We start from the raw sequence: 25,939 nt of genomic DNA, 5'->3' as shown, positions 1-25,939 counted from the left end.
AATTCATTGCGTGAGATTTAATTTTTACAGCCCTAAGCTAACACCACCAGCACGCTAAAACTAGTCAATAAACTGTAACTTAAATATTTTTCATACACATAAAAAAGCCCTGTATAAAATACAGGGCTAATGAGTAGTTAGGCGTTGTTATAAATCCTATCCTTGGACTTTTACTTAAAACTCGTAACTAAAGCTCACGCTTAATTCTCTAGGCGTTTCTTGAGAACGAATTAGCACATCATTTTGTTCTACTTTAAAGTTTTGTCCCAACATATTTTTCACTTTAAGTGTTAACGTGGTATTAAACGTTGGGTAGTAACTATAAACCATGTCTAACGAGTTTAAAGGTTGTTCGTAAGCATCATCAAAATTATTAACACCTGCAGCTAAAATACGGTCACCAAATACATTATAAATAACTGAAGCTTGGTGCATGCCATCATGCGAATCGTAATTCAATTGTAAGTTGGCAACATACTTTGAGTGGCCAGTCATACGTCGCTTTAGATTCGTAAGGTCGGCGCGCTGTTCTTCTGCAATTTCAACTTCTGAATCACTAACCGTTAAATTACCAGAAGTAAAAAAAGCACCTCCGAATAAATCACTGTGCAACTCCGTTAACCATTCAGCCTCAATACCGTAAACATAGGCTGTATCTGCATTGTCAAACTGAAGAGTAAAACGGCCGTCACTTTCTGTTAATAGTGCTTCGATTGGGTTATCAATATCTTTATAGAATGCGCCAACTGAGTAGTTATCACCATTGTCCATATAAAACTCGATACGTGCATCAAAGTTATCTAAGTAGCTAGATTCTAAGAATGGATTACCAAGCGTTCGATAACCGGTTAGCGGATCTTGGAATTGAACAGGGCTTAGCTCTCGCAAATCAGGGCGTACAACCGTGCTGCCATAACCAAAACGAACTTGGTACGACTGCTGACTATAAGTCATAGATAATGAAGTAAAATACTCATCTTCCATCACACTTGCTTGTTTTATCGCATCTGCACTTAATTTATCTGCCAATAAAGCAGGATCAAATGCTGAGCGAGAAAAAGCAAGGGCAACTTGGCGGAAGTCCTCGTAACGCACACCACCACTTAAACGCCAATCTTGAGCAAAAGTGATATCAAAAGAGCCATAATAAGCATCAATCATTTGCGCTGCTAAGTAATCATCGGCTGTCGGTTCTTGAAACAATAACTCGACATCCGTTGAATCGATCACTGCATCATTTGCAAAGAAACTACCAATTGACAGCGCCTCTTCTTCACTTTGTGCTAAATCTAAAGACTGTGTTTGGCTAAAGCGATAGTTGAAAAAGTCTGTGCGGTAATCACGCGTTTTTTCAACAAAATAGCCGCCGCCCGCGATTTCAACTTCGGCGTTATCAAAGTAAAAAACTTTGTTAACATTAACGCCCCAGTTTTCTACATCGTCTTCTAGCTCAACAAATCGGTACAAATAAGGATTGCCACCTAAACTGCCATTATAAAAAGTACGTTGATATTCGCCATCGGCGTACTCATCACGCACCGTTACTTCAAGCTCGCCAGGTATACTCGTCGTCGCTGTTGAATCAGTGTATTGCCAATCTACACCCACACCTTCAAGAAAACTCCACTCTAAATTGTGCATTCCACGAAGTTGAAGTATTTCAAGTTCCCGTTCCTCAAAAGAGGTTAAGTGGCTTCGCTGTAATTGCCCAGCATCTATGCTTAATGACTTTGAAGGCTCTTGGTAAAGCGCAACAGCAGCTTCATCTTCAGTATCTCGTAGCATCATATAGGTGGCTGTTAAATCATGGCCGCCAATTTTATAACCTAAATTTAGAGAGCTATTTAATTTTATATTATGCTTTGTTGATACTTCTTTCTCTGTGGCAGAGTAACAAGTAAAGTCATCTTTTGAACATTCAGATTCAGATGCGTCAACAGAAGAAAGTACTGCGCTAAACTTCTCTGCATTAGACCATTCATTTTCATAAGCAACTGATGCTAAGAAACCAAAAGATCCGTCTAGGCCAAATAAGTTATCAAATCGGTCGCCATAAACAGCCTTAATGCCTGCATCAGGGTTTAAGCTTTCTTTTTCTAAGCCAAAATCTCTTGGTAGTGCTTTTGATAAACTTTTATTTAAGTCTATTGCAGCTGCTTGACCAATATCCGCCCCCTGACGTCTTGACTCGACGTCTCTTATATTTCTATATGAGATATCAGACAAGCCATTGATATAGGTATTTAGCGCCGTTTTAACGGCTCCAGGTAATGCGCGTGTACCATCATCTTTACCTAACCAGTCATCACTGCCGCCATTGTATGTATAGCCTTCATCGTTTGTATCTTTATAGCTAGCACCAATCTCAACTTTAAATAAAGTATCACTTGGAATGCTTTTCGTCCTGATATTAACGTCACCACCACCAAAAGCCGCAGGCATATTAGGTGAATAGGCTTTTTGAACAGCTAAAGACTCAATAATACTTGATGGGAAAATATCAAGTGGTATTACATTTCTGGTCAGATCTGGGCTTGGAACAACTGCGCCATTTAAACGCACGCTTGAGTAACGCTCACCTAAACCGCGTACATAAATAAACTTATCGTTAACTAAAGATAAGCCTGTAACACGGCGAAGTGCTGAAGCGGCATCGCTATCACCCGTTCTAGATATTTGCTCTGAACCCATTATATCAGCAACAAATGCCTGATTTTTACGTTCATCAATTACGGCACTAGCACTGCCTTTAAGGCGTGTACCTGTTGCAACAACTTCTTCTATCGCTTCTTCATTGATTATTTCTTGTGCCTGTTCAGCGAAAGAATTAAATGAAGAAAAAAGGGAGAGCAGAGATAACGTTATTAGATTAGTTTTAAACTGCTTTTGATGTTTCATATTTATATCCTCTAAACCTAAAATTCCCTTAAAAAAGGCGCCATAGCGCCTTATAATTAGAGCCGGTCTAGATTAATTACTAGCGCGTTGTAAAGATGCGGCTACAAAATCAGCCCATTCACTTGATTCACCTTCTTTAAGTGCACCAATATAACCTGCGTTAGTAAAGAAAGAGTCAACTTCACTCATGTCTTTCGCCGTTGTAGCTACCGCAGTACCTTGTGAATCTGTAATAGTTGCTGCAGTTGAAACACCATCAGCACCAAGCACATTTGCAAAATCAGCAAAACCAATCAGCTGATTATTTTCGCCACCAGTAAACCAGGTATTGATATCAAAGCTTGCTAACCCACCTGTTAAAGGAGTGTTTACGTCTTCAAAATTCTTACCACACGCAAATATTGAACTCACAAATGCGATATCACCGTTGTTTGCATTGGCATGCACACCGGCATCTCCTGATTTATCTTTTTCATTATATAAATCAAAACAGCCAGCACCATCTACAGATGATGAGTTTACAAACAACATATTAGCTAATTGCGCTTTACCCCATTCTTTCATTTCCATACCGGCACCAGTACGACGCCCTTCAGCACCTTGATCACCAGTAGTAACAACGGTTGCATTAGCAATAGTTGGGTTAGAAACAGTCGTTACTAAATCTTGTGCGTCTGCAGATAATGGATCTACTTTTGCGCCATCTGTTTCGAATCCATGATTTCCATATTCATTTGAACGTACAAGAATGTACTGTCCGTAACCTTTCCAACCCTCATCCCAGTCAATACCGTCATCACCAGTATCAGTAACAACAATATGTTTAAGATTAACGCTACCACCAAAGAGCTCTATACCATCATCAAAACCATTATGTACATGAACATAATCAATTGTTGTGCCTGATCCAACAGCATTTAGTGTTAAACCATTTAGCTCATCACCTTCAACGCCAAATCCTGCATACTTAATAACAATATGCTTTAATATACCGCTACTATCTTGCGGGTCATTACCACCATAATACGAAACAATACCTTCAGCTGAGTGGTTACACATGTCTTGTGCCGCAGCAGTCGCTGTACAACGAATAGAGTGGCCACGTCCATTTACCTGAACACCACCCCAATCCCCAATTTGAGCGGTTGTTGAATCATCACCATCAACTTCTTTAATACTTGTGAAAATAATTGGCTTATCTACTTCACCAATTGCTTCAATATTTGCACCGCGTGCAATACGAATAAAACTCTCAGGCTTGGTAAACGCAATGGTAGCGCCTGCTTCAATAGACAGTGTTGGGCCATTAACATCAATAGTAGCGCCTGTAGATGTGTCTACATCGTCACCTATAAATAAAGCACCTTCAAATACATGGGCACCGCCATCGTCTAGCGCAGGGATAACAAAAGAGCTAGTAATTTCTTTTGCATTACTTGCAAATGCTTGGCTGTATAAACAGTTTACGCCTTCTGCTTCACCTGTAAATGTAGCTCCATCTAATGTGTATGTGGCGCAACTTATTGTATCGCCACCATTATCACCACCAGGGTTAGTCACTGAATTGTCTACACTATTATCAACTGTTGTAGGTGTAACGTTAATATCTCCACCACCACAACCAGCCAGTGTTATTGCTGTAGCCACTAAGCTGATTTTGAATAAGCCAGATAATTTCATTGTTCACTCCGTAAAAGTATTTAATTATTGTGTTAGCGCTTTAAGTAATAACTTAAGTCACTTTAAGGCACGATACTCATGCATTAAGGTCACTTGAGTTATCGAATACGAAGTACAATACGGGAGTGATATGACAATGAAGTTACACTTTAATAAACATAAAATGACAATGTTAATTAATTAAAAATCAATTGGTTGTTTTTAAAAGGCAATTAAAAAAACCACACTAACCGAATGTTAGTGTGGTTTGAGTAGTGCAATTATGAAATGGTTTTTAGTGCGTCAATTAAGAGCTAATAATCACACTATAAAAATTAAAGCAGTGCTGTTTTTAATGTTTGCGCATGCACTTTTTCGCGTTTTACATATTTGATCCATTGCTGGGCTAAACGTTGCGATTTTTTGTGCTTTTCAGCTTGTTCAAACGCAAGAATAGACGCATCAAAATTTTGTAAATTGTATTGTGCCATTCCCAAAGCAACAAACGCATTTGATTCAAAATCAAGGCCGCCTTTATCCAGTGCCATTCGCGCTGCATCGGCAGCTTCGTCATACTGCTCTGTATTTACATACACTTCAGCCAAGCGCTGATCGTATTTACCATGCTCTGAGCGCTCTGCAGCTTTGGTAAAGTAACTAATCGACTTAGCATCTTCTTTAGCTTGTATCATGGCCTCGGCTACAAAGGCATAATTTTTAGCTGTTGGTTCAGCAATGCCCTGCTCTATTGCCTTACTCATTACTCTGGCGGCTTTGTAAGCAAGCTGATTATATAAATATACTTGTGCAAGCTGTCTTAGGTCAGATTTAGAGGTTAAAAATCCTTGCTGGTAAGCCGCTTCTAAAACACTAAGCTGCTGTTTTTCTTGCCCAGTTTCACCGTACATACCGGCTAATTGCACCCAATACTCAGGTTTGTTGTATAGCTTTACCATACGCTCAAGTACGCTGACTACTTTATCCGTTTGGTTAAGTGAGTAATACATAGCACGTTGCAGTACCAGCCAGTTTTCTTTTGGTACTTTGCCTTCGCTATCACTTAAGTTAATGGCTTGGGTAATGTAACTCAGGCCTTGCTCATAGTCTTTTAATTGATAGTAGGTTTGCGCTCTTAATAAATAATAGGCGTCGGTTTTAGGCTTAGTATTAATGGCATCCCATTTATCTAAAAATGCAATCGCCTTTTTATAGTCACTGTTAGCCATAGCAAGCTGAGCAAGGCTAAATGTCGTGCTCAAACGAAGCGTTTCTGGAATGCCATCTTCGCCAATCACTTTTTCAAATGAAGCAATCGCTTTTACAAGGTCGTTTTCATTGTAATAAATAAACCCGTAAAAGTTATGCATCATCGCAATTTCATAAGAGTTCATACTTGATGAGCGCGCTTGTATGCTGTCAAGCGCAGCCAAGCCCGCTTTACTGTCGCCATCATCCGCAAGTTTTTGGGCGCGAGCTAATTGGCTGTATACTTTTTCACGCAGTGCGGGTACTCGTGTTGTTTTTTGCTGTTCAGCGGCCTGTACTGTCGCCAAATTTACACCCGGAAGTACACTTAATGCACTTGGTGTAACAACACTGGCACTGATTGCAACAGTGCACAATATACTCAGCTTTAATAGCTTGGTTGTTAGTTTTAATTTCATAATTGCCTCACGTTCGCTCTTTGCTTACTTAACAGAATTAACCATTAATTTGGAAAGAAATTTTATTTTGCACACCGGCTACTTCAACGGCTTCACCATTAACCACGCGCGGTTTATATTTAAATTTAAGGGCTGCATCCATCGCTGCTCTGTCAAACAATGACTCTGGCTCGGCTTTAATAACTTGTGGCTCTTTAACCGTGCCTTGCTTGGTCACTGTAAATTCAACAATGACATAGCCTTCAATACCACGCGATAACGCACGTCTTGGGTATACCGGTGCCACTTTTACTATGGGTAAATACTCACCGTCACTGGTTTCTAACGCTAATCCACCCGCTAGATTTACATCAGCATCAACATTGGCAGCAAAATCAAAGTTGTTGCTAGCAGCGTTGTTATCGCTACTTTGCATTTGTGGCGATTCCATTGGCGGTGGTGGCTCTTTAGGTGTCGGTGGCTTTTGTGGTTTACGCTCCTTTTTTTGTACCGTTTCTTCTTTTTTCAAACGGACAAAATCCAACACATTCCCTTTTGCAGGCTCCGTCATGGCGCCCTCGCCACCGGTGATCAATGCCTGCATACCTAAAAACAGCATAAAGGTCACCACACCCGCTATAATTAACGCAAGTACATAACGCATCACTCGTTACCCTTCTTGAGCCGCTATTGAAACATCAAATACACCCGCTGCACGCGAGGCATCCATCACTTTTATCAAGGTTTCTGTGGTAGCTTTTTTATCGGCTTGAATAACCACACTGCCTTGTGGATTTTCCGCCTTTAAGCGCTCAATGTTGGCTTGTACAGCGCGTACATCAACTTGACGTTTATTGATCCAAATTTCGCCTTGATCTGAAATGGCCACTAGTATATTGGCGCGCTCTTTTTTAACTGCAGTTGCCGCTTCTGGGCGGTTTACATCAATACCGGCTTCTTTTACAAACGAGGCTGTAACAATGAAGAAAATAAGCATAATAAATACAACATCCAGCATAGGAGTCATGTTTATTTCTTCTGCTTCATCTTCTTGGAATAAATTACCTAATGGGGCTCTCATTTTACTTCTCCTAGAACAAGCGGTGATTATGTTCACCGCTTTTCAATAATTATTTAGTGGTCCAACACCATAGTGTCTTGCAACAATTCAACTTCACGCTTTGCTTTACGCTGTAAATAGGTTGAGGCAAACACCCCAGATAACGCACCGACCATTCCTGCCATTGTCGGTATGGTTGCTTTTGACACTCCCGATGCCATAGAGCGTGCGCTGCCTGTACCTGTAATAGCCATTACATCGAAGACTTCAATCATGCCTGTAACTGTGCCAAGCAATCCTAATAGTGGACACAGCGCTACCATTACATTAATCAGCGGTAAGTTTGCGTTTAATCGCATACTGGCGCGTGACACCATGGCCTGGCGTATTTGCTCTGCGTTCCAGCTGTTGCGTTCACTGCGCGTTTTCCACGTATTTTTAACGTCTTTTTTGTAGTAACGATAGCCATTAAAAAAGTACATAAATCGCTCGAGTATCAATAACCACATCGCGAAAATTAACACGGCAATGACCAAAAGCACTTGGCCACCCGTGTCGAGAAAATCACGGATAGCATTGATTGAATCAATCAATAGCACCATGGTTTAGGCTCCTTTCTCGCTTCGCTCGGCAATAATACCTGCACTTTGTTCTTGTAAAATAAGTAGTAAACCTTTCGAGCGGGTATTCAATAAGGTGTATAAAAACACCGTAGGGATAGCAACCACAAGGCCTAGCACGGTAGTCACTAGTGCTTGAGAAATACCGCCCGCCATTAGTTTAGGGTCGCCAGTACCGAATAAAGTGATAGCTTGGAATGTGTTGATCATCCCGGTTACCGTACCGAGTAAGCCCAGCAGTGGCGCTACCACAGAGATAATTTTAATAAGCGTTAAATTACGGGTGATTTTTGGCATTTCGCGTAAAATGGCTTCGCTTAACTTAAGTTCAAGCGTGTCGTACGCCACATTTGGGTATTGATCTTTCACTTTCATGACGCGCCCTAGCGGGTTGTCATCACGAGCTGTATCGTCTTTTAATTGACGACGGATTTTTCCACCCATCAGCAGGAGCGATACAAAACGCTCTAACGCAATTAATAACGCTAATAAGCCAACGCCTAAAATAACGTAACCGACCGCACCACCTTGATGAACTTGCTCACTGGTATCAGGGGCTTGTACTAACAAACCTAAAATTGAACCACCAGTTGGGTCAAGCGCAAACGGCACAACACCGGTGTTTGCTTGCTGCAAATCAGCCGCAGTGGCAGTAAAGCGGCCACTTGGTTGGCGAGTAAGCTGGCTAATTGTATTGGTAGAAGGCGTATACTCTAGGTACTGACCGTCACTAATAAGGTTAAATGCACCCACACGTACCACTTCTTTTTGTATTTTATTGCCACCGTCAACAATTACATCAGTATTGAAGCGGCTTACTTTTCCTTGCTCGGTCATTTCGCGTTGTAGCTCAAACCAAACCTTTTCGATATCTTCAATAGACGCAAGCTTTGAGGTAGAACCCATTTTTTGCGCCAATTCGTCCATAAAAGTACTACGCCCAGGTAACTGAGCCGATACCACCGAGGTTGCAAACTTATTGCTAGAATCGCCAGCAACTTGTTGTAGCACACCAAATAGCTCTTTTAATGAACCCATACGCTTTGATAAGGTATCGGTCAGGTTAGCCAATTTAATTTCGTTTTCTTCAAACTGCGTTTCTAAACGCTCTGACTCGCTAAGCATTCGATTTCGTTTAGCTTGGGTGTTTTTAAGCATTTGCACTTGTTCATTTTGACGTGCTGCAAATTCTTGTTCGCGTTGTTTATTTTGTTCTGATTGCGCTGATTTACCCTGCTCTAACGTTTTTAATAAGGCATCTAAGTTCATTGGTTCAGCGGCACACATCGCACCTGAAAAACCTAAGCTGGCTGCAAACACGGCCATTTTTGTCATTTTCGTTAATAATTTCATGGTAAACCTCTTATTCTGCAGCATGAATTGGCAGTGTTAACATATCTGGGGCTAGTTGTTTGCGAGCAATGTGAAGCCCTTTATTAATTTGGCTAATGGTTGAATCAGGCAGTGCAACAAAAGACTGTGATTTTTGATCCCAACTACCTGCTTGTTTACCGTCGCGGGTAAGGTAAATTAGCTCTAAACGTCCAATGCGCAGAAAGTCGACTTCGCGTTCTTTATTATCCACATCAAGCAATGCGGTATACGCTTCAATAGTGCGTCCGTAGTCAACCTCAACTTGATAAGCTTCTAAGACACGACGAAATTTTTCACTTGATGAAATATCAGCGCGTTCCATCATTGCATTTAATGATTCAAGACGCTGCTTACGTTCTTGCTTTAAAAACGGCACATCTAAGGCTACAAACTGTTCAAGCCCAGTGATCATACGAAGCATTAAAGGGGTTATTTGGCGTTCAATTATCGATACTTGATCCATCGATAAATTAAGCGATTCCATCTCTTCTATTTGATTATTTAATTGTTTGGTAAGCTGTGCGTTATAAACGGCTAGGCCATCTATTTCTTTATTTAGGGTTTTAAATTGCTGTAAACGCCCTTGCATTGAATCTGCAATCTTGTCTATTTTTGTTTGTGATTGTGCAGCTAAATTATTAATTTCGCTGCTTTTATCAATTACCATGTTTAAATCATTGGCGTGGACTGCTGCACTTGCGGCTACAATACCAGCTAAAATTAATGGTTTAACGCCTTTCATCGTATACACCTTTGCTCGTTAATTAGCGGATTTGCTAGTGTTTATTAATCGCTTTAGCTCGTTTATAAAAAACAATTTAAAACGAGATAGTTTCAATGAGCGAAAGTGTATAGATTAAAAATGACAAGCGTGTTGCGTAAAAAAGTCGCTTTTATGACAATGGTAATAAATTAGCCTTATTGGCCTATTTTACAATTCAGGGATGAAAATAGTGGGATTAAGTTTACAGGTAGGATTGTATTTCAATCAGGCCTTGAAGCAGCGAGCTTTAAAAAATGTGAGGTAATAAAGCGACGATTAGGCGCTCCGGTAAGCTGAACGGTATGAGCATGCTGTTTTTGCTCTAAGGTGATATCAGCAATTGCTAGATGACTGCGGTGACGAAAATATTCACCTATAAACGAAAACACTAACACCAGCGAAAATGCAGCAACAAAACGGGTCTTTTCTACCTGACCATAAATAACTTGCCCCATATCAGGGCCATACAACATAACAATACGCTCAATAACATGGCACTGCTTAACTATGCGCCAAACTTCACACCCAGTATGGCAAATACAGCAACGGGATAAAACATTAGCCAATATAAAGCAGTGTTTTCTTTACCGCCGGTGTATACCAAACTAAGCACATCACAAATACAATCACTAATGTGATGAGGGCGATTGCATCAATCTGCTTTGTTTTCATAAAATAAATAATACACCCTACAATCCTTACGTTAACCACAATTAACGCATTAGTAAGGATTGGTGCATACACGTGATGATTGGCAATTACTAAATAGGTAATTAACACCAAGGCAATCGCTATCATGGTAAATAACGAAAATACTTGGCGTTGCTTATCTAAGCTATAAATGCTGTCAATAGTGATTAAATCGAGCTAGCTTGGCTTATTTATTTTTGTTTTACTGATCATACTTTGAATTTTTTAACCATGCGCTCTAAGTCACTAAATTGATGCTTAAGTTTGGTACACTCTTCCAAAGTAAGATTTAGGTTTGATTGGCCTTGAGTCGATAAGTCGCTGATAACGTGAATATCGCTATGTAATGACTTAACCACTTGATTTTGCTCATCCGTAGCATTAGCGACACTATGATTGGCGTCGGTTATTTGCTTTATCGCGCTGATTATTTGTTTCATTACTTCGCCAACCGCATCCGCTTGCTGAACACTTTTTTCACTTTCTTCTAAACTGGTTTTCATAAGCTCAACGGCAGAGCTTGAACCTTTTTGTAATTCAATGACGGTGTTCTCTATTTCTTGGGTTGATTGCTGAGTACGCTTTGCTAGTTGCCTTACTTCATCGGCAACAACCGCAAATCCTCTTCCCGCTTCACCAGCACGAGCCGCTTCTATCGCCGCATTTAAAGCCAGCAAATTGGTTTGCTCACTCACCCCTTTTATTACTGCCAGTACATTTCCTATATTAGCGGTATGCGAGTCTAAACTATTTATGGTTTCTTGCGCTTGCTCTATATTTTGTGACAGTTGATGAATACTTGAAACGTTGTTTATGAGGGTCTGTTGATTCTTAGCACAGTATTGATCTGCATCTTTGGCAAGCGTCGAGGCATTGTTGGCACTGGTTGAAATTTCTGTTGAGGTAGCTGAAAACTGATTAATTGCCGACGCCACACTGTTGGTGCGCTCACTTTGGTCGTCATACTTAGTTAATGTTGAGTCTGTCTGCGTAACCAAATTAGCAACTGCCGTTTCCAGTAACTGCGTTGAAGATTTAACCTGAATTATTGAATTTTGGATTTTTTCTATAAAAATATTAAACGAATTGCTCAATTGACCAAATTCGTCATCGTTTTCAACGCTTAACCGACAGGTTAAATCGCCCTCACCCTGCGCTATGTCTCTAATGGCATCATTGAGACGATACATAGGGCGCATCAAATAACGCAGTAAAAATTCCAGTGACGCAACAATTACTAAAATACCAATAATTAAAAATACAATTGCCTTTTGCCCAAACGAAGAAACACTTGAATACGCTTTATCTTTATTGACCACTACACCTAGATACCAATCAACGTTTTCAATACCACGAATTTTAGTAAAGGATACCAGCGAGGTTTCACCTGCTACTTGATACTCGGTGAATTCTCTTGCTAACGGTGCATTTTTACCAATTAAGTCAGCGACTGTTTTTGAATTTAATTTACTATCAGGATGACTTAATATTTGCCCTTTATTATCAAGTAAAAAACCATAACCGAGTCCTAAAAAATCAATATCTCCAATAATGTCAGCGATGGTTTGCATATCAATATCTGCCCCCGCAACCCCTTTAAATTGGCCATTACTATTAATAGGGGCAACGGCAGAAATTGTCAGTTCGTTGGTCGTTACATCAATATAAGGCGTTGTAAAAGCCGTTGTTGTTTTATTTTCTACTAATTTATACCAAGGGCGACTTGTCGCATCAAAATCGCTGGGGAGTACAACACTTTGATCATTTAAAATAAATGTACCCGATGATTTACCTATATAGGTATTTTTAAAATCTCCCGCAAGCTCAGCGGTATTTAATTGCGAAAGCGTTAAAGACTTGGCATCGTCATCTTGGTATGTTTTTGCGATAGAGATCACAATCGCTAATTTATTATTTAGCCAGCTTGCAATATTTTTAGAGACAGACTCAGAGTTTTGCTCTAGTACCAGCGATAACTGCTCTTGAGTTTGATGCCGCATTGAAAAATAATTATTTATGGTGAAAACACCTAACACTAAAACTAACACTAATGATGCAGCAATGGTGATTTTGGAGGTGAATTTAAGCGAGCTAAACATAAGTACCTTTAGTATTAATCATTATTATCAGTGTCTTTTTAACAAATTTTTAACTGAATGTCTTAGCAAATATGATTTCAATGAAATTAAAGAACAAAAACAATAATAAATAACTAGTTCTTTCAAGGATGACTTTGCCACAGTGCGTTTAATTTTTAGACTAGCAGAGCTAGATAAATAAGTGTTTAAAAGCACTATGGGGATAAATTTTATCCCCATAGTAACGCTTTATCTAAATTATTCATCTTGTTGGCACTGGCTTGTGATCGGTAATTGCCTAAGCACTTTCATCTGTGGATCTACAGTAATATGATCAACAGGTTTAGCTTTGGTAGTAATGACTCCTTCAATCGGTGTGTAAACTTGAAGCTGGCCATTGATTGAAATGGGTATTGGCATTTTAAAAGGTGTCGCATCTTTTTCACTTTTGCTCCAATATAAATTGGCCACGTTATTTTGACGTTCTATGGTTAGTGTGGGCAATGCAGCTTGTTTTAAATACACATCAAATAGCCAGTTATAGTCTTTTTTTGTAATGTGATTAACAATATCAATAAACTGCTGCGTGTTGCTTGCCAAAATAACTCATCACCAATTAACCAACGCAAAGTGTGTAATGTCCAGCCTCCTTTACCATAAATATCTGAGTTAAAAGCTTCCTTTGAGCTTAATTCACCTTTTTTAACAATAGGTTGGCAGTTTTTTATCCCTAAATAGGCTTTATACATTGCATGGTTATAAGCGGCCTCACCAAAGGTATATAAACTGTAAGTCGGTTGCATGTAAAAGCCAAAACCTTCATGTAACCACGCATCATTCAATTGCTCATAAGTCATTAAATTACCAAACCACTCATGCGCTAATTCATGCTGAATAAGCCAATCATAACTACTAGGGTCGCGAGTATACCCTTTGCCATAAGCATTTATCGTTTGATGCTCCATGCCTAAATGAGGCGTTTCTAAAAAGCCAAGTTTTTGTTGCCCCCATGGAAATGGACCTAACACAGATTCAAAAAATGCCATTTGTTGATAAACATCGTTGCTGAGCAAATTACTGGCTTTTTGCCTATTTTCAGGTAACACCCAAAATTCCACAAGAATGTCAGTACCATTTATACTGGTATATTGCTGTTGAATGCGCTCAAATGGGCCAATATTCAGCGCAATGTTGTAATCACTCGCAGGCTCAGATAAAAACCAATCAAACTCGGTAGTCTTGTTTTGTAATACAGTTACATTTTTTAGTACCCCGTTACTGGCAACATGCAATCCAGTGGGTACCGTTACCCGTATACGCATACTATCGGCTTTGTCACTAAAGTGATCTTTACAAGGCCAAAATAAATCACAGCCCTCACCTTGTACTGCTGTCGCTATCCAAGGTTTACCATCGTTTGTTTCACTAAATACAAAACCACCACTCCATGGAGGATTAAGCGCAATATGTGGCTTGCCTGAAAGTTAATAGCAACTTCAACCACTTCTCCCGGGTACTTTTTCTCATATAAGTTAATCGTAACCACACCACGAGAATGGATAAATTCAGCTTTCTTATCAGCCACTGTTACTGTGTTTATACTAAAGCGACTGTCGAGTTTTAGTTCAATTTGCTGAGTTTCTTTAATGACCCGAAATACTGTTTTCCCTGTGTCGGCTATCTGCTTTTCTTCTAGAAAAACGGCTAACTTAAGATCATAGAAAATAACATCGGTTGATTGAGCCACGCTAGATAATGGTTGACCAGTATTAGCAACGAGGGGATCTAATTTTGCAGGTTTGCTGGTGCAGACACTGAGTATATATCAATGTAACAACCAAGTAACACCTAATCACATGGTGCAAGAACAACATAAATAATAAGCTCTTATAATTATAATTTTTTAATATAATTACATAGTTTTACGTTTATAGTGTTTAAAAATACGAATTGCTTATTTTTCAAGTTAACTAGTTACTTTATTTTACATTTAGCAAGGGATAAACCTTAAACAGCAAATATGTTTAAGGTTGTTTTTGCCATTTCATTTTATTATTGGTATCGCGTGAAGTGATAATGGTTTCATCACTACTTTGAATACCGCCAAGCTTGGCGAGCCGGTCATAAAGAACAACATTACAGGTTGCTGCTAAATTCATACAGCCTATGGTTGGAATATAAACCACATCATCACACCATTTTAAAACGTCTTTTGGCACTGAACCATCCTCTGGGCCGAAAACATAAAATGCGTTCTCAGGGTGGGTAAACTCAGGCAAGGGAGTCGCCCCTTCTATTAGCTCTATCACCACCACTTTAGCACCTTCAGGTTTACATGATGCTAAGTTATCAGTGGCGGTTAATGGAATACGTTGCACTACATTTTTAGTATCGGTATGAAATTTTTGTGCGTTTAGATAACGGTTACCAGTAAAAAAAACCTGCTGTGCGTCATAACAGCCTGCGGCGCGTAATACGCCCCCCACGTTGGTCGGGCTTTTAGGATTAATTAAACCAATACTTGCTTGTAATTTACTCATTAATTGCAATCCTTGGTTGGCCACTCGGCTATATACAAATCAAAATCTTCTAGCTTTACGTCACAGTCTTTTACGGTTTTATCTTTAACAGAAATGTTTAGCTCGTGCATTTTAGTTTTATCGCCGTTATTAAGTAACGGATGCCACGTTGCTAATCCACGTCCTTCGTGAAGTCGGCGATAGCTGCAGCTTTGCGGCATAAAGAAAATGTCTTTGAGGTTTTCTTTGGTAAGCTTAACGCAAGAAGGCACTAAGGTTTGGCGGTTTTCGTATTCACTACAACCACAGGTTGCGTTATCAAGGTATTGGCAAACAATATTGGTAAATATAAGTTGCTCACCTTCTCTTAGCTGATCAGTGGCGGTAAAGTCATCTTCGTCTTCACTGTCAATAAAGGTGTTTAAACAACACTTTCCGCATCCGTCACAAATGGCTTCCCATTCTTGCTGGTTCATTTCATTGAGACTTTTGCTAAGCCAAAATTGGGTTTTTGCTAATTGTTGATCAAACATGGTGTTCTCGCGCCTTTTAAGAGCGCGCATTCTAACGTATTGCAGCAAAGCGCGCAAAGCCAATCCCTATTCAAATAATGACTTTGCGCGATTATGTTACTGCTGAGATTTAACCCAACGTTTAATTTTTTGCTCTAAGATAGGCATAGGCAATGCGCCATCTATTAATATTTGCGTATGAAAGGCTTTAATATCAAATTGCTCGCCTAACTGCTGGTGGGCGTAATCTCTAAGCTCTTTAATTTTAAACTCACCCAATTTGTACGATAATGCTTGCCCAGGCCATGCAATATAACGTTCCACTTCAGCAATTACATCGCTTTTTGCCATTGAAGAGTTAGCTAACATGTAGTCAATGCCTTGTTGACGTGTCCACCCTTTGGCATGAAAGCCTGTATCAAGCACTAAACGCATAGCTCTTAGCTGCTCATCGTTAAGACGCCCGTACCACATATACGGGTCGGTAAATAAACCAAGCTCTTTGCCAAGACTCTCTGCGTATAATGCCCAGCCCTCAGCAAACACAGTGTAGCCGCCAAATTTACGAAAATCGGGCAGGCTTTCTACTTCTTGTTGCAGTGCAATTTGAAAGTGATGACCAGGTGCTGCTTCATGAATAGATAGCGTTTCAAGTAAAAATTTAGGCTGCGCTTTTAAGTTGTAAGCATTAATGTAAAAGATACCCGGACGAGAACCATCTGGTGCAGGCCCTGCATAAGATGCCCCCGCTGCCGATTGGGCACGATACGCTTCTACTGCTTTAACAATGTAAGGGGCTTTAGGCTCAATATTAAATAATCGCGGTAAGCGCGCATCTATTTTTAGTTTAATATCTTCATAGGCGGCAATTAACTCATCGGCTGTTTTATAATAAAACTCATCTGAGTCACGTAAATGATCAAAAAACGATGCTAAATCACCTTTAAATCCCACGGTGTTTTTAACCGTTTTCATTTCACTTAAAATTCGAGCCACTTCACTTAAGCCAATGTCATGAATTTCATCTGCTGATAAACTCAACGTGGTGTTTTTCTTGATTTGATATTCGTACCACGCTTTACCATTAGGTAAATCAGCATAACCAACAGAATCGCGAGCATGAGGAATATAGTCGTTGAGTAAAAACTCACTCATACGCTGATAAGCGGGCACTAATTTATCTAAAATAAGCGTTTTATACTGCTCAGTGAGTTGCTGTTTGTGTGCACTAGAAAATGAGTCGGGCATGGCCTTTATTGGTGAATAAAATAATGAATCTTCTGCGTTAGTTACTACGTGCACTTTAAACTGAGGCAATAATTTTTTAGCCAATGGCATAGGCAATACTACACCTTGTTTAACACCTTGCGCCATTGATTGTTCAACACTGGCTAACCATTTCACAAAACCATCAGCACGTTTAATAAATTGCTCATAGTCGGCAACAGTATTAAAGGGCTGTGCACTTTGCCCTGAACCAAATCCAGCAAAGGTATTATGTGCTCCCGACATTTGGTTAATCGGTAACAAATAATCTTTATATTGCATGCCCTCAAGCTTTAGGGCTAAATCTCGCGATAATACTTCAAAGTTAAGTAGCGCCTGCCCTGTTAATTGTGATTCATCGATTAGCGTTAAACGTTGTTGATATTTTTTATAAAAAGCAGTTTTTTTATCACGATTAGCCTGCGATATCACCGGCAAGAATTGATCATCGAATTCATGGCGACCGTTATAAGTGGCGCTTAAGGGATTAAAGGTTAATGACTCATCGTAGTACTGGGCAACGAGCACATCCAACTGTTGCTCGGCTGATAACTCGCTTATTACAGGCGCGACCGGCTGATTTGTGTTTAATTGTGAGCTGGTGCTCATACAACCACTTAAGGCAAACATAACGCTACTGGCAACCAGTGCTATTTTAATAACTTTCATAAAGATCCTTGTTAGTTTTTACCCGCTAATTATGCGGTTTTAAATGGCTTAAATAAAGTAATTACGGTGAGTGGGATTCGTCGCTAGATAATTTACTCAATAGCTAATGATTGCTACATTCAGGTAAATTTAAATAATTAAATAATTAAATAATTAAAATGATCAAAATAAAAAAACATTTACTAACTACATCAATCGCATTACTGAGCTTAACAAGCGCAAGTACACTGGCAACCACCTATATATCGGCCAAAGCTTTGCTTGATGTAAAAACTGGAGAGCTAAAAGCTAATCCGTTAATCGCGATTGACGAGGGTGTAATAAGCCAAATTCAATTTAATAAAAAGCCAACGCTTACCAGTAATGATGAACTGATTAACCTACCTGAACTCACCTTAATGCCGGGGTTGATGGATATGCATGTGCATTTAACCAGCGATCCAACCGTTTCGCGCAGTGAACGTATAGGCCAATCAGTACCGCGTATGGCTATTAAAGCCAGTTACTATGCTAAAAAAACATTAGAAGCCGGCTTTACCACAGTGCGTAACTTAGGTGCAGAAGGCTTTAGTGTTATTGCGGTTCGCGACGGCATTAATGCAGGTGATATTATTGGCCCTCGCATCTGGGCTGCAGGCCCTTCTTTGGGGATTACTGGCGGACACTGTGACAATAATCGTTTGCCTCCAGAAATGAAGTATACCGCCTCGGGGGTTGCTGATGGCCCATGGGCTGTTCGCATTAAAGTACGTGAAAATATTAAATATGGCGCTAATGCAATTAAATTATGTGCAACTGGTGGGGTATTTTCTAAAGGCACAAAGGTGGGCATACAACAATACGCATTTGAAGAAATGAAAGCCATTGTGGATGAAGCGCACATGCGAGAATTGCCTGTTGCGGCTCACGCACACGGCACTAACGGCATTAAAACAGCCATTAAAGCCGGTGTAGACAGCGTAGAGCATGCTAGCTTTTTAGACGATGAAGCGATTGAGCTTGCTATAAAGCACGGTACTTGGCTCTCTATGGATATTTACAATACCGAGTATACACTGAGCTTTGGTGAGCAAAATGGGGTAGATGAAGAGAACCTAAATAAAGAACGTCTTGTTTCTAAAAAGCAAAGAGACAGCTTTAAACGCGCCGTTGAAGCTGGGGTTAACATGGTATTTGGTACAGATGCGGCTATTTATCCACATGGTGATAATGCGAAACAGTTCTCGCGAATGGTTGAATTTGGTATGAGTGAATTACAAGCTATTCAAGCCGCGACAATTAATAGTGCTAAATTACTAAAGGCAGATTCACAACTGGGGCAAATTAAAACTGGTTTTGCTGCTGATATTATAGCGGTGAGTGCTAACCCACTTAAAAATATTTCTACACTTGAGCGTATTCCTTTTGTAATGAAAGCCGGTGTCGTTTACAAGCAGTAAACCCAAAAATCTTTATAAGGTTGAGCTTAGCTCAACCTTAACAATTTTTTAGCTAATGTAGTTAAACTGCCCATTTAATCATCAATACTTTTTTAGATTCTCTCTTGGTAAAGCCAACTAGCGACTGCAATACCCCGTTAATATTTTTAAATGTGATTGTTTTTAAATCATATTGTATAACTATCAAGCAAACACACCCATTAAAGTAAAAAAGTTTGAACTTTTTATTTTATTTTAAAATGATAACCATTACCATTCACGCAAATTAACAAATGCGAATGGTTATCACTCTATGAAAAGGTTTCAATACTCACTACTCACACTCGCTTGCTTAAACGCGCACTTGGCATTGGCAAACGAGTCACAAGTTAATTCCGATATTGAACGTATCAGTGTTTACGAGCAACAAAACCGAGTGGTAATGAGCTCAGGTTTGGCTACTAAATCTGATATGTCACTAATGGAAACCCCTGCACCCGTGGTCATTGTTGATAAAGCGCTTATTGCATCGCAAGGTATTGATAGTTTACAAGATGTGATCCGTAATGTAAGTGGTTTAACGCAAGCCGGTAACAACTATGGCATTGGTGATAATTTAGTAATTCGTGGTTTAGGTGCTAATTATACGTATGATGGCATGTACGGTGGCGCAGGATTAGGCAATACATTTAACCCAACGCGCTCTTTAACTAATGTTGAATCAATTGAAGTATTAAAAGGCCCAGCAACTGGTTTATACGGCATGGGCAGTGCTGGTGGGGTGATCAATCTTATTGAAAAAAAGCCGCAGTTTAACGAGCAACATACCTTAGAAATGGATATTGGTCAGTGGGATAGTTATTCACTGGCGCTCGATAGCACCAATGCAATAACAGACGACTTAGCTTATCGAGTCATGGCAAAAACCGCCTCTAGCGATGGCTTTCGTGATTTAAAAGAACAACGTGATGAAATTTATTCGTCTTTAAAATATGTTCTAAATGATCAACATGCGTTTGTGTTATCCGGAGCCTATATCAAGGACGCCATTGCTGTGGATTCTATCGGCCACCCTATTCGTATTTTTAACAGTGAATCGGTCAATGGTTTAACTGCAGGTGAAGTATCAGGCGCCGAATTAGTGAATGACCCTACAGCAAGTGGCTTACAATTGAGTGAAGCACAACGAAATGAACTAGCTAACTCTTTGGCAAGCAATGATGGTTTAACGCCCTTTAACTTTGGCACCAATGGCATAATATCACCGATGGCAAAGGATAACGAAGGTGAAGAGCTGCGTTTTAAATTAGCCCATAATTATTACATTAGTGATGATTTATTTGTTAATCAACAACTACAGTACCGTAATTACACCTCAAGTTTTGCCCGCCAAACAGGTGCTTACAACTACGTTTACTGGAAACGTAACGGCGTGATCAACCAAGACCCACGCGCACCGCTAGTTGTTGATGACGTGTTATACCCTTTTGCAGCCAGACGCCAAGAGTACCGCCAAGTAGAAGCGGATGAAAAATCATGGCAGTACTTTTTAGATTTACGTTATGACTTTATGCTCGGTAACATAGAAAACGAATTACTGGTTAACGCTAACTATGAAGATCGTGATATTCGTTTTAAACAATATTCTATTTACGATGCCGATAAGGTAATTAAAAACAAAGCCGGTGAGGTAATTTATCAAGGCGCACTGCCGTATATTTTTGATATGCGTCAGCCAAATTGGCCTACAGGTAAATTTAATGATTACGATCCGCTTAAAACCAGCGATTATAATAAAAAAGTACAAGCATGGGGTTTAGGCCTTCAGCATGTTGCCTACATTAACGATAAAATCACCACCCGTATTGGGATTGCTCATAACCGTATAAAACAAAGTTACGAGCATTTTGGTGTTGACCCACGTTATAGTCAAAGCCGCGCAAACCCAACGCCAGAGGCAAACACTTCAGATAGCGGTTTAACGTACAATTTAGGAGCTACTTATCAATTAAGCACTGACATGGCTTTATTTTTAAATCACTCAAAAGGTCGTACTGCCTACAGTGTACTTGGATCTGTTGCTGGTAATGAAGCCGATAGAGAAGACTCAGAATCTGTTAGTAACGATTTAGGATTTCGTTTTAAAGCGTTTGATGACCAATTACTGGCTTCAATTGTAGTATTTGAAAGTGCACGTACTAATTTAGAATATGCCAACCCACTTTATGAAGCAGGCGTGTCTGCACCAAACGTAGTAGAGAGTTTTTTTGATGGTGAAGAACAAACCAAAGGCGTAGAAATTGACTTAAATGCGTATTTGAACGATCAATGGAAAGTTAACATCAACGGGGTTTATCAAGATGCTCGCGATAAGACTAACCCAAACAGCACAAGCTTTGATACTCGCCAAAAAGGCGTGCCTTATGTAACTGCTAGCTCATGGGTAACTTACTCAGCTGCATTATTTGAATTACCTCACGCAATAGATTTAAGCGCAGGCTTAACGTTTGTTGATAAGCGCAGTACTAACTCAAGTTCGTTCGGTATTGATAACGGCTACGTCCCTGCTTATACCGTGTATGATGCTGCAGTTAGCTATAAAGCAGACAACTGGCAAATGCAATTAAACATTAATAACCTGTTTAATAAAAAATACTATTCTAAAGCCATGTTTTTAGGCGGTATGCCAGGTGAGGAAAGAAATGCAAAGTTAAGCTTTAGTTATACGCTTTAACACAATGCGCACAAGCCAGGTTGGTTTGTGCGCACTATATTTTGGTATAGTTAGGTATAGTTAGATTGTAACAACTATACGGCCGTTAATTTCGCCTTTGAGCATATCATCGAAAATTTCATTAATATCTTCGAGTTTTTTCTCTTCAATGATAGCTTTTACTTTACCTTGTGCGGCAAATTCAAGGCATTCTTGCAGGTCTTTACGCGTACCTACAATAGAACCTACTACTGAAACACCATTTAGCACAGTATCAAAAATTGGCAGTGGCATATCTTCTGGCGGTAAGCCAACTAATACGCATTTGCCCCCACGGCGAACACTTTTATACGCTTGTTCAAACCCAGGTTTTGATACTGCGGTACAAACAACAGCATGCGCGCCACCTACTTGCTCAAAAATAGCCTCACTAGGCACCACTTCTTTAAAATCAAGCGTAATATCGGCGCCTAACTCTTTAGCTAAGGCCATTTTTTCTTCACCTGTATCTACAGCAATAACATTAAAGCCCATTGCTTTTGCATATTGCACCGCTAAGTGGCCTAAACCGCCCACACCAACAATAGCAACCCATTGACCCGGTTTTGCATCTGATACTTTTAATGCTTTATACGTTGTTACGCCGGCACAGAATAACGGTGCAGCTTCAGCAAAGCCTAATCCTTCCGGTATTTTAATGATGTAATCACCATGTGCTAAACAATATTCTGCATAACCACCATCAATTGAGTAACCGGTATTATGTTGCGATAAACACAGGGTTTCACGTCCATCTAAACAAAATTCACAATGGCCACAGGCGCTATACAACCAAGGTACACCCACTCGGTCGCCCACTTCTAAATGTTTAATATTACTGCCTAGTTTTTCTATTACACCCACGCCTTCGTGACCTGGTACCAATGGCATTTTTGGTTTTACCGGCCAATCACCATGACACGCATGTAAATCGGTGTGACATACACCACAAGCGGCTATTTTAACCAGCACATCGTTAGGACCTACCTCTGGGATTGGTAAATCGGTGATCGCCAACTTGCCTTTATATTCTGTATTTATTGCTGCTTTCATAGTCATTCCATCGTTTATAAAAAATTTATGCTATTTAACAAAGACGTTAAACAACAATGTCATGTTACATACCCGCAACATAACCTACTATAGATGCTTTAATATTAATCTATATCAATCATTAGTCGTAAAACGTGGTTTTTTATCCAAGCTAAACGCTTGCCATACTTAACCAGCGTGCTAGCATAGCTTTCATTTATTTTTGAAACTTGTAACAATGACATTATCAGAAAAAAACTTTGCCTTTGTAATGCATTGTGGCGAGATGGGCAGCCGCTGGGGATTTAATCGTACAATCGGCCAAATGTGCGGATTACTTATTATTACCAAAGATCCAATGACGGCAAACCAAATCGCAGATGCACTGAGTATTTCACGCGGTAACGTAAGTATGGGAATTAAAGAATTACAATCTTGGCAGCTGATCAAGGTAATGCATATCCCAGGAGATAGAAAAGAATACTATGCACCTGCAGGCGATATTTGGGATATGGCTAATCGCGTGTTTGAAGAACGTAAAAAGCGTGAAGTAGAACCTACGCTTAGCTTACTTAGAGATAACTTATTAGATGAAGCAAGTAACGACGATGAAATTTATGCACAAAAACAAATGGGCGAAATTCATAACTTACTTGAAACAGTGACTAAATGGTCGTCAGAGTTACAACGCTTAACCCCAGAGCAGCTCAACAAACTAATGAAGCTAGGTTCAGGCATTGGCAAAGTCATTGACCTCAAAGATAAAATATTCAAAAAAGAGCAATAACCATTAAAAAAAGCCGCAATGAGCGGCTTTTTAGTTATTCGCTTAAGCTTAAATTTTTGGGTAAGCAATTCTATCTGACAAATAACCTACGCTGGTTGCAAAGTAGTATGAACGATTCCAGTGCATAAATACTTTGTAGTTATCGTATGCTAAATACATGCGTCCATTTATATCATCCGGCATGACTAATGCTGCATCTACAGCAACCGTAGGCAAATCACTGCCATCAACACGACGAACACCTAATGCTTGCCAATCTGCTAAGGAGCGCTCTGATTTATCCCAATACTCTAGCCATTGCTTTCGGGTTTTAGTACCGCGCTTTAATATATACTGCTTATCAAAGTCAGCGGGCAATTGTACCTGGCGACCCCAGGTTAAATTATCATTCCAACCCTCTTGCTTTAAGTAATTAGCAATTGAAGCAAACGCGTCTTCTTTGGTTGTCCAAATATCTTTGCGGCCATCGTTGTTGTAATCAACGGCGTAGGCATTAAATGAGGTTGGCATAAATTGGGTTTGACCCATAGCACCCGCCCAAGAGCCTTTAAATTTATCAAGCGTGATATGACCCGACTTTAATATATCCAGTGCTGCCCACAATTGGCGTTTGTATAACGCTTCACGACGTCCATCAAATGCTAAAGTTACTAAGGATGAAATAACATTGTGGCCGCCTTGAATAGCGCCAAAATTGCTTTCTAAACCCCAAATAGCCACAATAAAACGCGCTTGAACACCAAAGTCTTTTGCTACTTTTTCTAAGACTTCTTGGTTTTCTTTATACAATTTACGCGCACGATCTATTTTCCATTGCGGTACTCGTTTTGGTAAATACGTTTCCAGCGTTTCTTTTACTTCTGGCTGGTTTTTGTCTGCTGAAATGACTTTTTCTTTATAAGATGCAGTGGCAAATGCTTGCTCAATTAACTGAGTATCGTAGCCTTTTGCAATTGCCTCTTGCTTTAAATTAGTAAGATATTGTTGAAACTCAGCTTGTGTTTTTGCCATTACCGATGAGCTTAAACACACACCACACAATACAACCGCTAATTTTTTAATCACTATCTACTCCATTTTGTTTTCTTAATTGACTTAGCAAGTTTTCCTCAGGTGGCGGAATTTGTAAATAATAGCCTTGGTCGCTAAGCGACTGTTTTAAAGTGTCTAAATCCGCTACGCCTAATTGAGTTCGCTTCGCTAAGTTAATGATCATCACGTACTGAGGTTGACCAAACATGGTCATTAAAGGTTCCGGAACTTTACTAAAATCGTCTCTTTTTTCAATAAATAAGAAAGTATCTGCTTTTTTCTTACTTTTATATACCGCAGTTAGCATTATGGCCCTATAAAATCTTGCTTAACAGTGCTACACACTATAACATGGCAATAATAATAAGTTATAAAAATTAGTGTGGAAACTGTAATAAAAGCCTTGTTCAGCCTAGGTTTATATAAAGTTACATGCTAACTAGACAATCCAGTTGAGCATCTATGTCGGACCAAATTTTTGAGCTAAAAGGCAACCTTTTTACGTTATCAGTTTTGCATCTTTATAGTACTGATATTAACCTTTTAGCAGAACAACTGTATGTAAAAATTGCCCAAGCCCCAAAATTCTTTGAGGGTGCCCCTATCGTCGTCAATTTAATTGAAGTAAAAAACAGCGCAATCGACTTTGTTCACTTAAAATCGCTTATTGAACGCATGAGCTTTAATGCTGTGGGTGTATGTAATGGTTCGGATGAACAGCATAAACAGGCAAAAGCCGCAGGGTTGTCTGTTTTAAACTATTCTCAAGACGTTAGGAGCGAAGGCGCAAGAGTAGAGCCAAATACTTCGGTTGTAGAAAAAACCGTGTATTTACCAGCGCAAATTATTAATGGTGCGGTGCGCTCAGGCCAACAAGTTTACGCCAAAGACCGCGACTTGGTGGTGTTAGGCGCGGTAAGCCATGGCGCAGAAGTTATTGCCGATGGCAATGTACATATTTACGGAACCCTACGAGGGCGTGCAATTGCCGGTGCAAAAGGGCTCGAAAACGCATACATATTTTGTAATAAATTAGAAGCAGAACTCGTTTCAATCAATGGTAATTACTGGATCAGTGACTCACTGCAAGGTGAACACTGGGGTAACGCAGTTCAAATACAACAAAAAAATGAATCTTTAGAAATTTCAGCTTTGGTTAAAGGATAA

At 39.7% G+C, this 25,939-nt stretch carries 24 protein-coding genes; 4 read left to right on the top strand and 20 right to left on the bottom strand.

Annotation, left to right across the window (positions count from 1 at the left end):
* Positions 1-174 precede the first annotated feature (174 nt).
* From BG00_RS16880 to BG00_RS16815, 17 genes are all read right to left on the bottom strand, one after another.
* A complete protein-coding gene (locus BG00_RS16880; RefSeq protein WP_036984028.1) occupies positions 175-2,898 on the bottom strand; it encodes a TonB-dependent receptor domain-containing protein in 2,724 nt (907 codons plus the stop codon).
* A 72-nt stretch (positions 2,899-2,970) separates the two neighbouring features.
* Complete coding sequence (locus BG00_RS16875) at positions 2,971-4,578, bottom strand: hypothetical protein (RefSeq protein WP_036984027.1); 1,608 nt, start codon at positions 4,576-4,578, stop codon at positions 2,971-2,973.
* A gap of 314 nt (positions 4,579-4,892) precedes the next feature.
* Positions 4,893-6,221, bottom strand: coding sequence for a tetratricopeptide repeat protein (locus BG00_RS16870; RefSeq protein WP_036984026.1), 1,329 nt, complete (start codon positions 6,219-6,221; stop codon positions 4,893-4,895).
* Positions 6,222-6,258: 37 nt separating this feature from the next.
* Positions 6,259-6,864: an energy transducer TonB gene (locus BG00_RS16865; RefSeq protein ID WP_008111498.1), complete on the bottom strand. Its 606-nt coding sequence runs from the start codon at positions 6,862-6,864 to the stop codon at positions 6,259-6,261.
* A gap of 6 nt (positions 6,865-6,870) precedes the next feature.
* Complete coding sequence (locus tag BG00_RS16860; protein ID WP_036984025.1) at positions 6,871-7,281, bottom strand: ExbD/TolR family protein; 411 nt, start codon at positions 7,279-7,281, stop codon at positions 6,871-6,873.
* A gap of 53 nt (positions 7,282-7,334) precedes the next feature.
* A complete protein-coding gene (locus BG00_RS16855) occupies positions 7,335-7,862 on the bottom strand; it encodes a MotA/TolQ/ExbB proton channel family protein (RefSeq protein WP_036984024.1) in 528 nt (175 codons plus the stop codon).
* Positions 7,863-7,865: 3 nt separating this feature from the next.
* The gene (locus BG00_RS16850; RefSeq protein WP_036984023.1) at positions 7,866-9,233 is read right to left on the bottom strand and encodes a MotA/TolQ/ExbB proton channel family protein; all 1,368 of its coding nucleotides are present in this window, start codon (positions 9,231-9,233) and stop codon (positions 7,866-7,868) included.
* A 10-nt stretch (positions 9,234-9,243) separates the two neighbouring features.
* Positions 9,244-9,996, bottom strand: coding sequence for a DUF3450 domain-containing protein (locus tag BG00_RS16845; protein WP_036984022.1), 753 nt, complete (start codon positions 9,994-9,996; stop codon positions 9,244-9,246).
* Between the two features lie 242 nt (positions 9,997-10,238).
* Entirely contained in the window at positions 10,239-10,583 is a 345-nt protein-coding gene (locus BG00_RS18570; RefSeq protein ID WP_253861429.1) for a hypothetical protein, read from the bottom strand.
* Positions 10,576-10,815, bottom strand: coding sequence for a hypothetical protein (locus BG00_RS18565; RefSeq protein WP_253861428.1), 240 nt, complete (start codon positions 10,813-10,815; stop codon positions 10,576-10,578). The genes BG00_RS18570 and BG00_RS18565 overlap by 8 nt, the downstream gene beginning before the upstream one ends.
* Before the next feature lie 101 nt (positions 10,816-10,916).
* A complete protein-coding gene (locus BG00_RS16835) occupies positions 10,917-12,806 on the bottom strand; it encodes a methyl-accepting chemotaxis protein (protein WP_036984021.1) in 1,890 nt (629 codons plus the stop codon).
* A 237-nt stretch (positions 12,807-13,043) separates the two neighbouring features.
* The gene (locus BG00_RS18355; protein ID WP_253861427.1) at positions 13,044-13,310 is read right to left on the bottom strand and encodes a hypothetical protein; all 267 of its coding nucleotides are present in this window, start codon (positions 13,308-13,310) and stop codon (positions 13,044-13,046) included.
* Positions 13,301-14,107, bottom strand: a complete 807-nt coding sequence (locus BG00_RS18350; protein ID WP_253861426.1) for a M1 family aminopeptidase — start codon at positions 14,105-14,107, stop codon at positions 13,301-13,303. Before BG00_RS18350 ends, BG00_RS18355 begins: the two co-directional genes overlap by 10 nt.
* 74 nt (positions 14,108-14,181) lie before the next feature.
* A complete protein-coding gene (locus BG00_RS18345; protein WP_249929822.1) occupies positions 14,182-14,532 on the bottom strand; it encodes a hypothetical protein in 351 nt (116 codons plus the stop codon).
* A 277-nt stretch (positions 14,533-14,809) separates the two neighbouring features.
* Positions 14,810-15,325 carry an RNA methyltransferase gene (locus BG00_RS16825; protein ID WP_036984020.1) on the bottom strand — a complete coding sequence of 172 codons (516 nt, stop codon included), beginning with the start codon at positions 15,323-15,325 and terminating at the stop codon, positions 14,810-14,812.
* Entirely contained in the window at positions 15,325-15,837 is a 513-nt protein-coding gene (locus BG00_RS16820; protein WP_016900173.1) for a YcgN family cysteine cluster protein, read from the bottom strand. The genes BG00_RS16825 and BG00_RS16820 overlap by 1 nt, the downstream gene beginning before the upstream one ends.
* A 96-nt stretch (positions 15,838-15,933) precedes the next feature.
* Positions 15,934-17,751, bottom strand: coding sequence for a DUF885 domain-containing protein (locus BG00_RS16815; RefSeq protein WP_036984019.1), 1,818 nt, complete (start codon positions 17,749-17,751; stop codon positions 15,934-15,936).
* A gap of 167 nt (positions 17,752-17,918) precedes the next feature.
* On the opposite strand from BG00_RS16815, the gene BG00_RS16810 reads away from it, so the two are divergent.
* Together BG00_RS16810 and BG00_RS16805 are read left to right on the top strand one after the other, a co-directional pair.
* The gene (locus BG00_RS16810; RefSeq protein ID WP_190276286.1) at positions 17,919-19,190 is read left to right on the top strand and encodes a Xaa-Pro dipeptidase; all 1,272 of its coding nucleotides are present in this window, start codon (positions 17,919-17,921) and stop codon (positions 19,188-19,190) included.
* A gap of 292 nt (positions 19,191-19,482) precedes the next feature.
* Positions 19,483-21,903, top strand: a complete 2,421-nt coding sequence (locus tag BG00_RS16805; RefSeq protein WP_036984017.1) for a TonB-dependent receptor — start codon at positions 19,483-19,485, stop codon at positions 21,901-21,903.
* 60 nt (positions 21,904-21,963) lie between these two features.
* Here BG00_RS16805 and adhP read toward each other — a convergent pair whose 3' ends face one another.
* The gene (adhP, locus tag BG00_RS16800) at positions 21,964-22,974 is read right to left on the bottom strand and encodes an alcohol dehydrogenase AdhP (protein WP_036984016.1); all 1,011 of its coding nucleotides are present in this window, start codon (positions 22,972-22,974) and stop codon (positions 21,964-21,966) included.
* Positions 22,975-23,191: 217 nt separating this feature from the next.
* Here adhP and BG00_RS16795 point away from each other — a divergent pair, with 217 nt between their 5' ends.
* Positions 23,192-23,740, top strand: a complete 549-nt coding sequence (locus BG00_RS16795; RefSeq protein WP_013463314.1) for a GbsR/MarR family transcriptional regulator — start codon at positions 23,192-23,194, stop codon at positions 23,738-23,740.
* Positions 23,741-23,788: 48 nt separating this feature from the next.
* Here BG00_RS16795 and BG00_RS16790 read toward each other — a convergent pair whose 3' ends face one another.
* Complete coding sequence (locus BG00_RS16790; RefSeq protein ID WP_016900168.1) at positions 23,789-24,805, bottom strand: lytic murein transglycosylase; 1,017 nt, start codon at positions 24,803-24,805, stop codon at positions 23,789-23,791.
* A complete protein-coding gene (locus BG00_RS16785; RefSeq protein WP_036984015.1) occupies positions 24,798-25,079 on the bottom strand; it encodes a YcgL domain-containing protein in 282 nt (93 codons plus the stop codon). Before BG00_RS16785 ends, BG00_RS16790 begins: the two co-directional genes overlap by 8 nt.
* A 155-nt stretch (positions 25,080-25,234) precedes the next feature.
* On the opposite strand from BG00_RS16785, the gene minC reads away from it, so the two are divergent.
* Positions 25,235-25,939 carry a septum site-determining protein MinC gene (gene minC, locus BG00_RS16780; RefSeq protein ID WP_036984014.1) on the top strand — a complete coding sequence of 235 codons (705 nt, stop codon included), beginning with the start codon at positions 25,235-25,237 and terminating at the stop codon, positions 25,937-25,939.

The organism is Pseudoalteromonas sp. SCSIO_11900 (genome assembly GCF_000576475.1).
GTDB classification, from domain to species: domain Bacteria; phylum Pseudomonadota; class Gammaproteobacteria; order Enterobacterales; family Alteromonadaceae; genus Pseudoalteromonas; species Pseudoalteromonas tetraodonis.
This window is presented reverse-complemented; position numbering and strand designations above follow the sequence as displayed.

Bases quoted from the DNA above. Each gene is read 5' to 3' on its own strand.
- BG00_RS16820 (WP_016900173.1), bottom strand. From the start codon at position 15,837: ATGTTTGATCAACAATTAGCAAAAACCCAATTTTGGCTTAGCAAAAGT.
- BG00_RS18350 (WP_253861426.1), bottom strand. From the start codon at position 14,107: ATGCGTATACGGGTAACGGTACCCACTGGATTGCATGTTGCCAGTAAC.
- BG00_RS16845 (WP_036984022.1), bottom strand. From the start codon at position 9,996: ATGAAAGGCGTTAAACCATTAATTTTAGCTGGTATTGTAGCCGCAAGT.
- minC (WP_036984014.1), top strand. From the start codon at position 25,235: ATGTCGGACCAAATTTTTGAGCTAAAAGGCAACCTTTTTACGTTATCA.
- BG00_RS16785 (WP_036984015.1), bottom strand. From the start codon at position 25,079: ATGCTAACTGCGGTATATAAAAGTAAGAAAAAAGCAGATACTTTCTTA.
- BG00_RS16860 (WP_036984025.1), bottom strand. From the start codon at position 7,281: ATGAGAGCCCCATTAGGTAATTTATTCCAAGAAGATGAAGCAGAAGAA.
- BG00_RS18565 (WP_253861428.1), bottom strand. From the start codon at position 10,815: ATGATAGCGATTGCCTTGGTGTTAATTACCTATTTAGTAATTGCCAAT.
- BG00_RS16815 (WP_036984019.1), bottom strand. From the start codon at position 17,751: ATGAAAGTTATTAAAATAGCACTGGTTGCCAGTAGCGTTATGTTTGCC.
- adhP (WP_036984016.1), bottom strand. From the start codon at position 22,974: ATGAAAGCAGCAATAAATACAGAATATAAAGGCAAGTTGGCGATCACC.
- BG00_RS16805 (WP_036984017.1), top strand. From the start codon at position 19,483: ATGAAAAGGTTTCAATACTCACTACTCACACTCGCTTGCTTAAACGCG.
- BG00_RS16795 (WP_013463314.1), top strand. From the start codon at position 23,192: ATGACATTATCAGAAAAAAACTTTGCCTTTGTAATGCATTGTGGCGAG.
- BG00_RS16880 (WP_036984028.1), bottom strand. From the start codon at position 2,898: ATGAAACATCAAAAGCAGTTTAAAACTAATCTAATAACGTTATCTCTG.
- BG00_RS16850 (WP_036984023.1), bottom strand. From the start codon at position 9,233: ATGAAATTATTAACGAAAATGACAAAAATGGCCGTGTTTGCAGCCAGC.
- BG00_RS16875 (WP_036984027.1), bottom strand. From the start codon at position 4,578: ATGAAATTATCTGGCTTATTCAAAATCAGCTTAGTGGCTACAGCAATA.
- BG00_RS16865 (WP_008111498.1), bottom strand. From the start codon at position 6,864: ATGCGTTATGTACTTGCGTTAATTATAGCGGGTGTGGTGACCTTTATG.
- BG00_RS16825 (WP_036984020.1), bottom strand. From the start codon at position 15,325: ATGAGTAAATTACAAGCAAGTATTGGTTTAATTAATCCTAAAAGCCCG.
- BG00_RS16870 (WP_036984026.1), bottom strand. From the start codon at position 6,221: ATGAAATTAAAACTAACAACCAAGCTATTAAAGCTGAGTATATTGTGC.
- BG00_RS16855 (WP_036984024.1), bottom strand. From the start codon at position 7,862: ATGGTGCTATTGATTGATTCAATCAATGCTATCCGTGATTTTCTCGAC.
- BG00_RS16835 (WP_036984021.1), bottom strand. From the start codon at position 12,806: ATGTTTAGCTCGCTTAAATTCACCTCCAAAATCACCATTGCTGCATCA.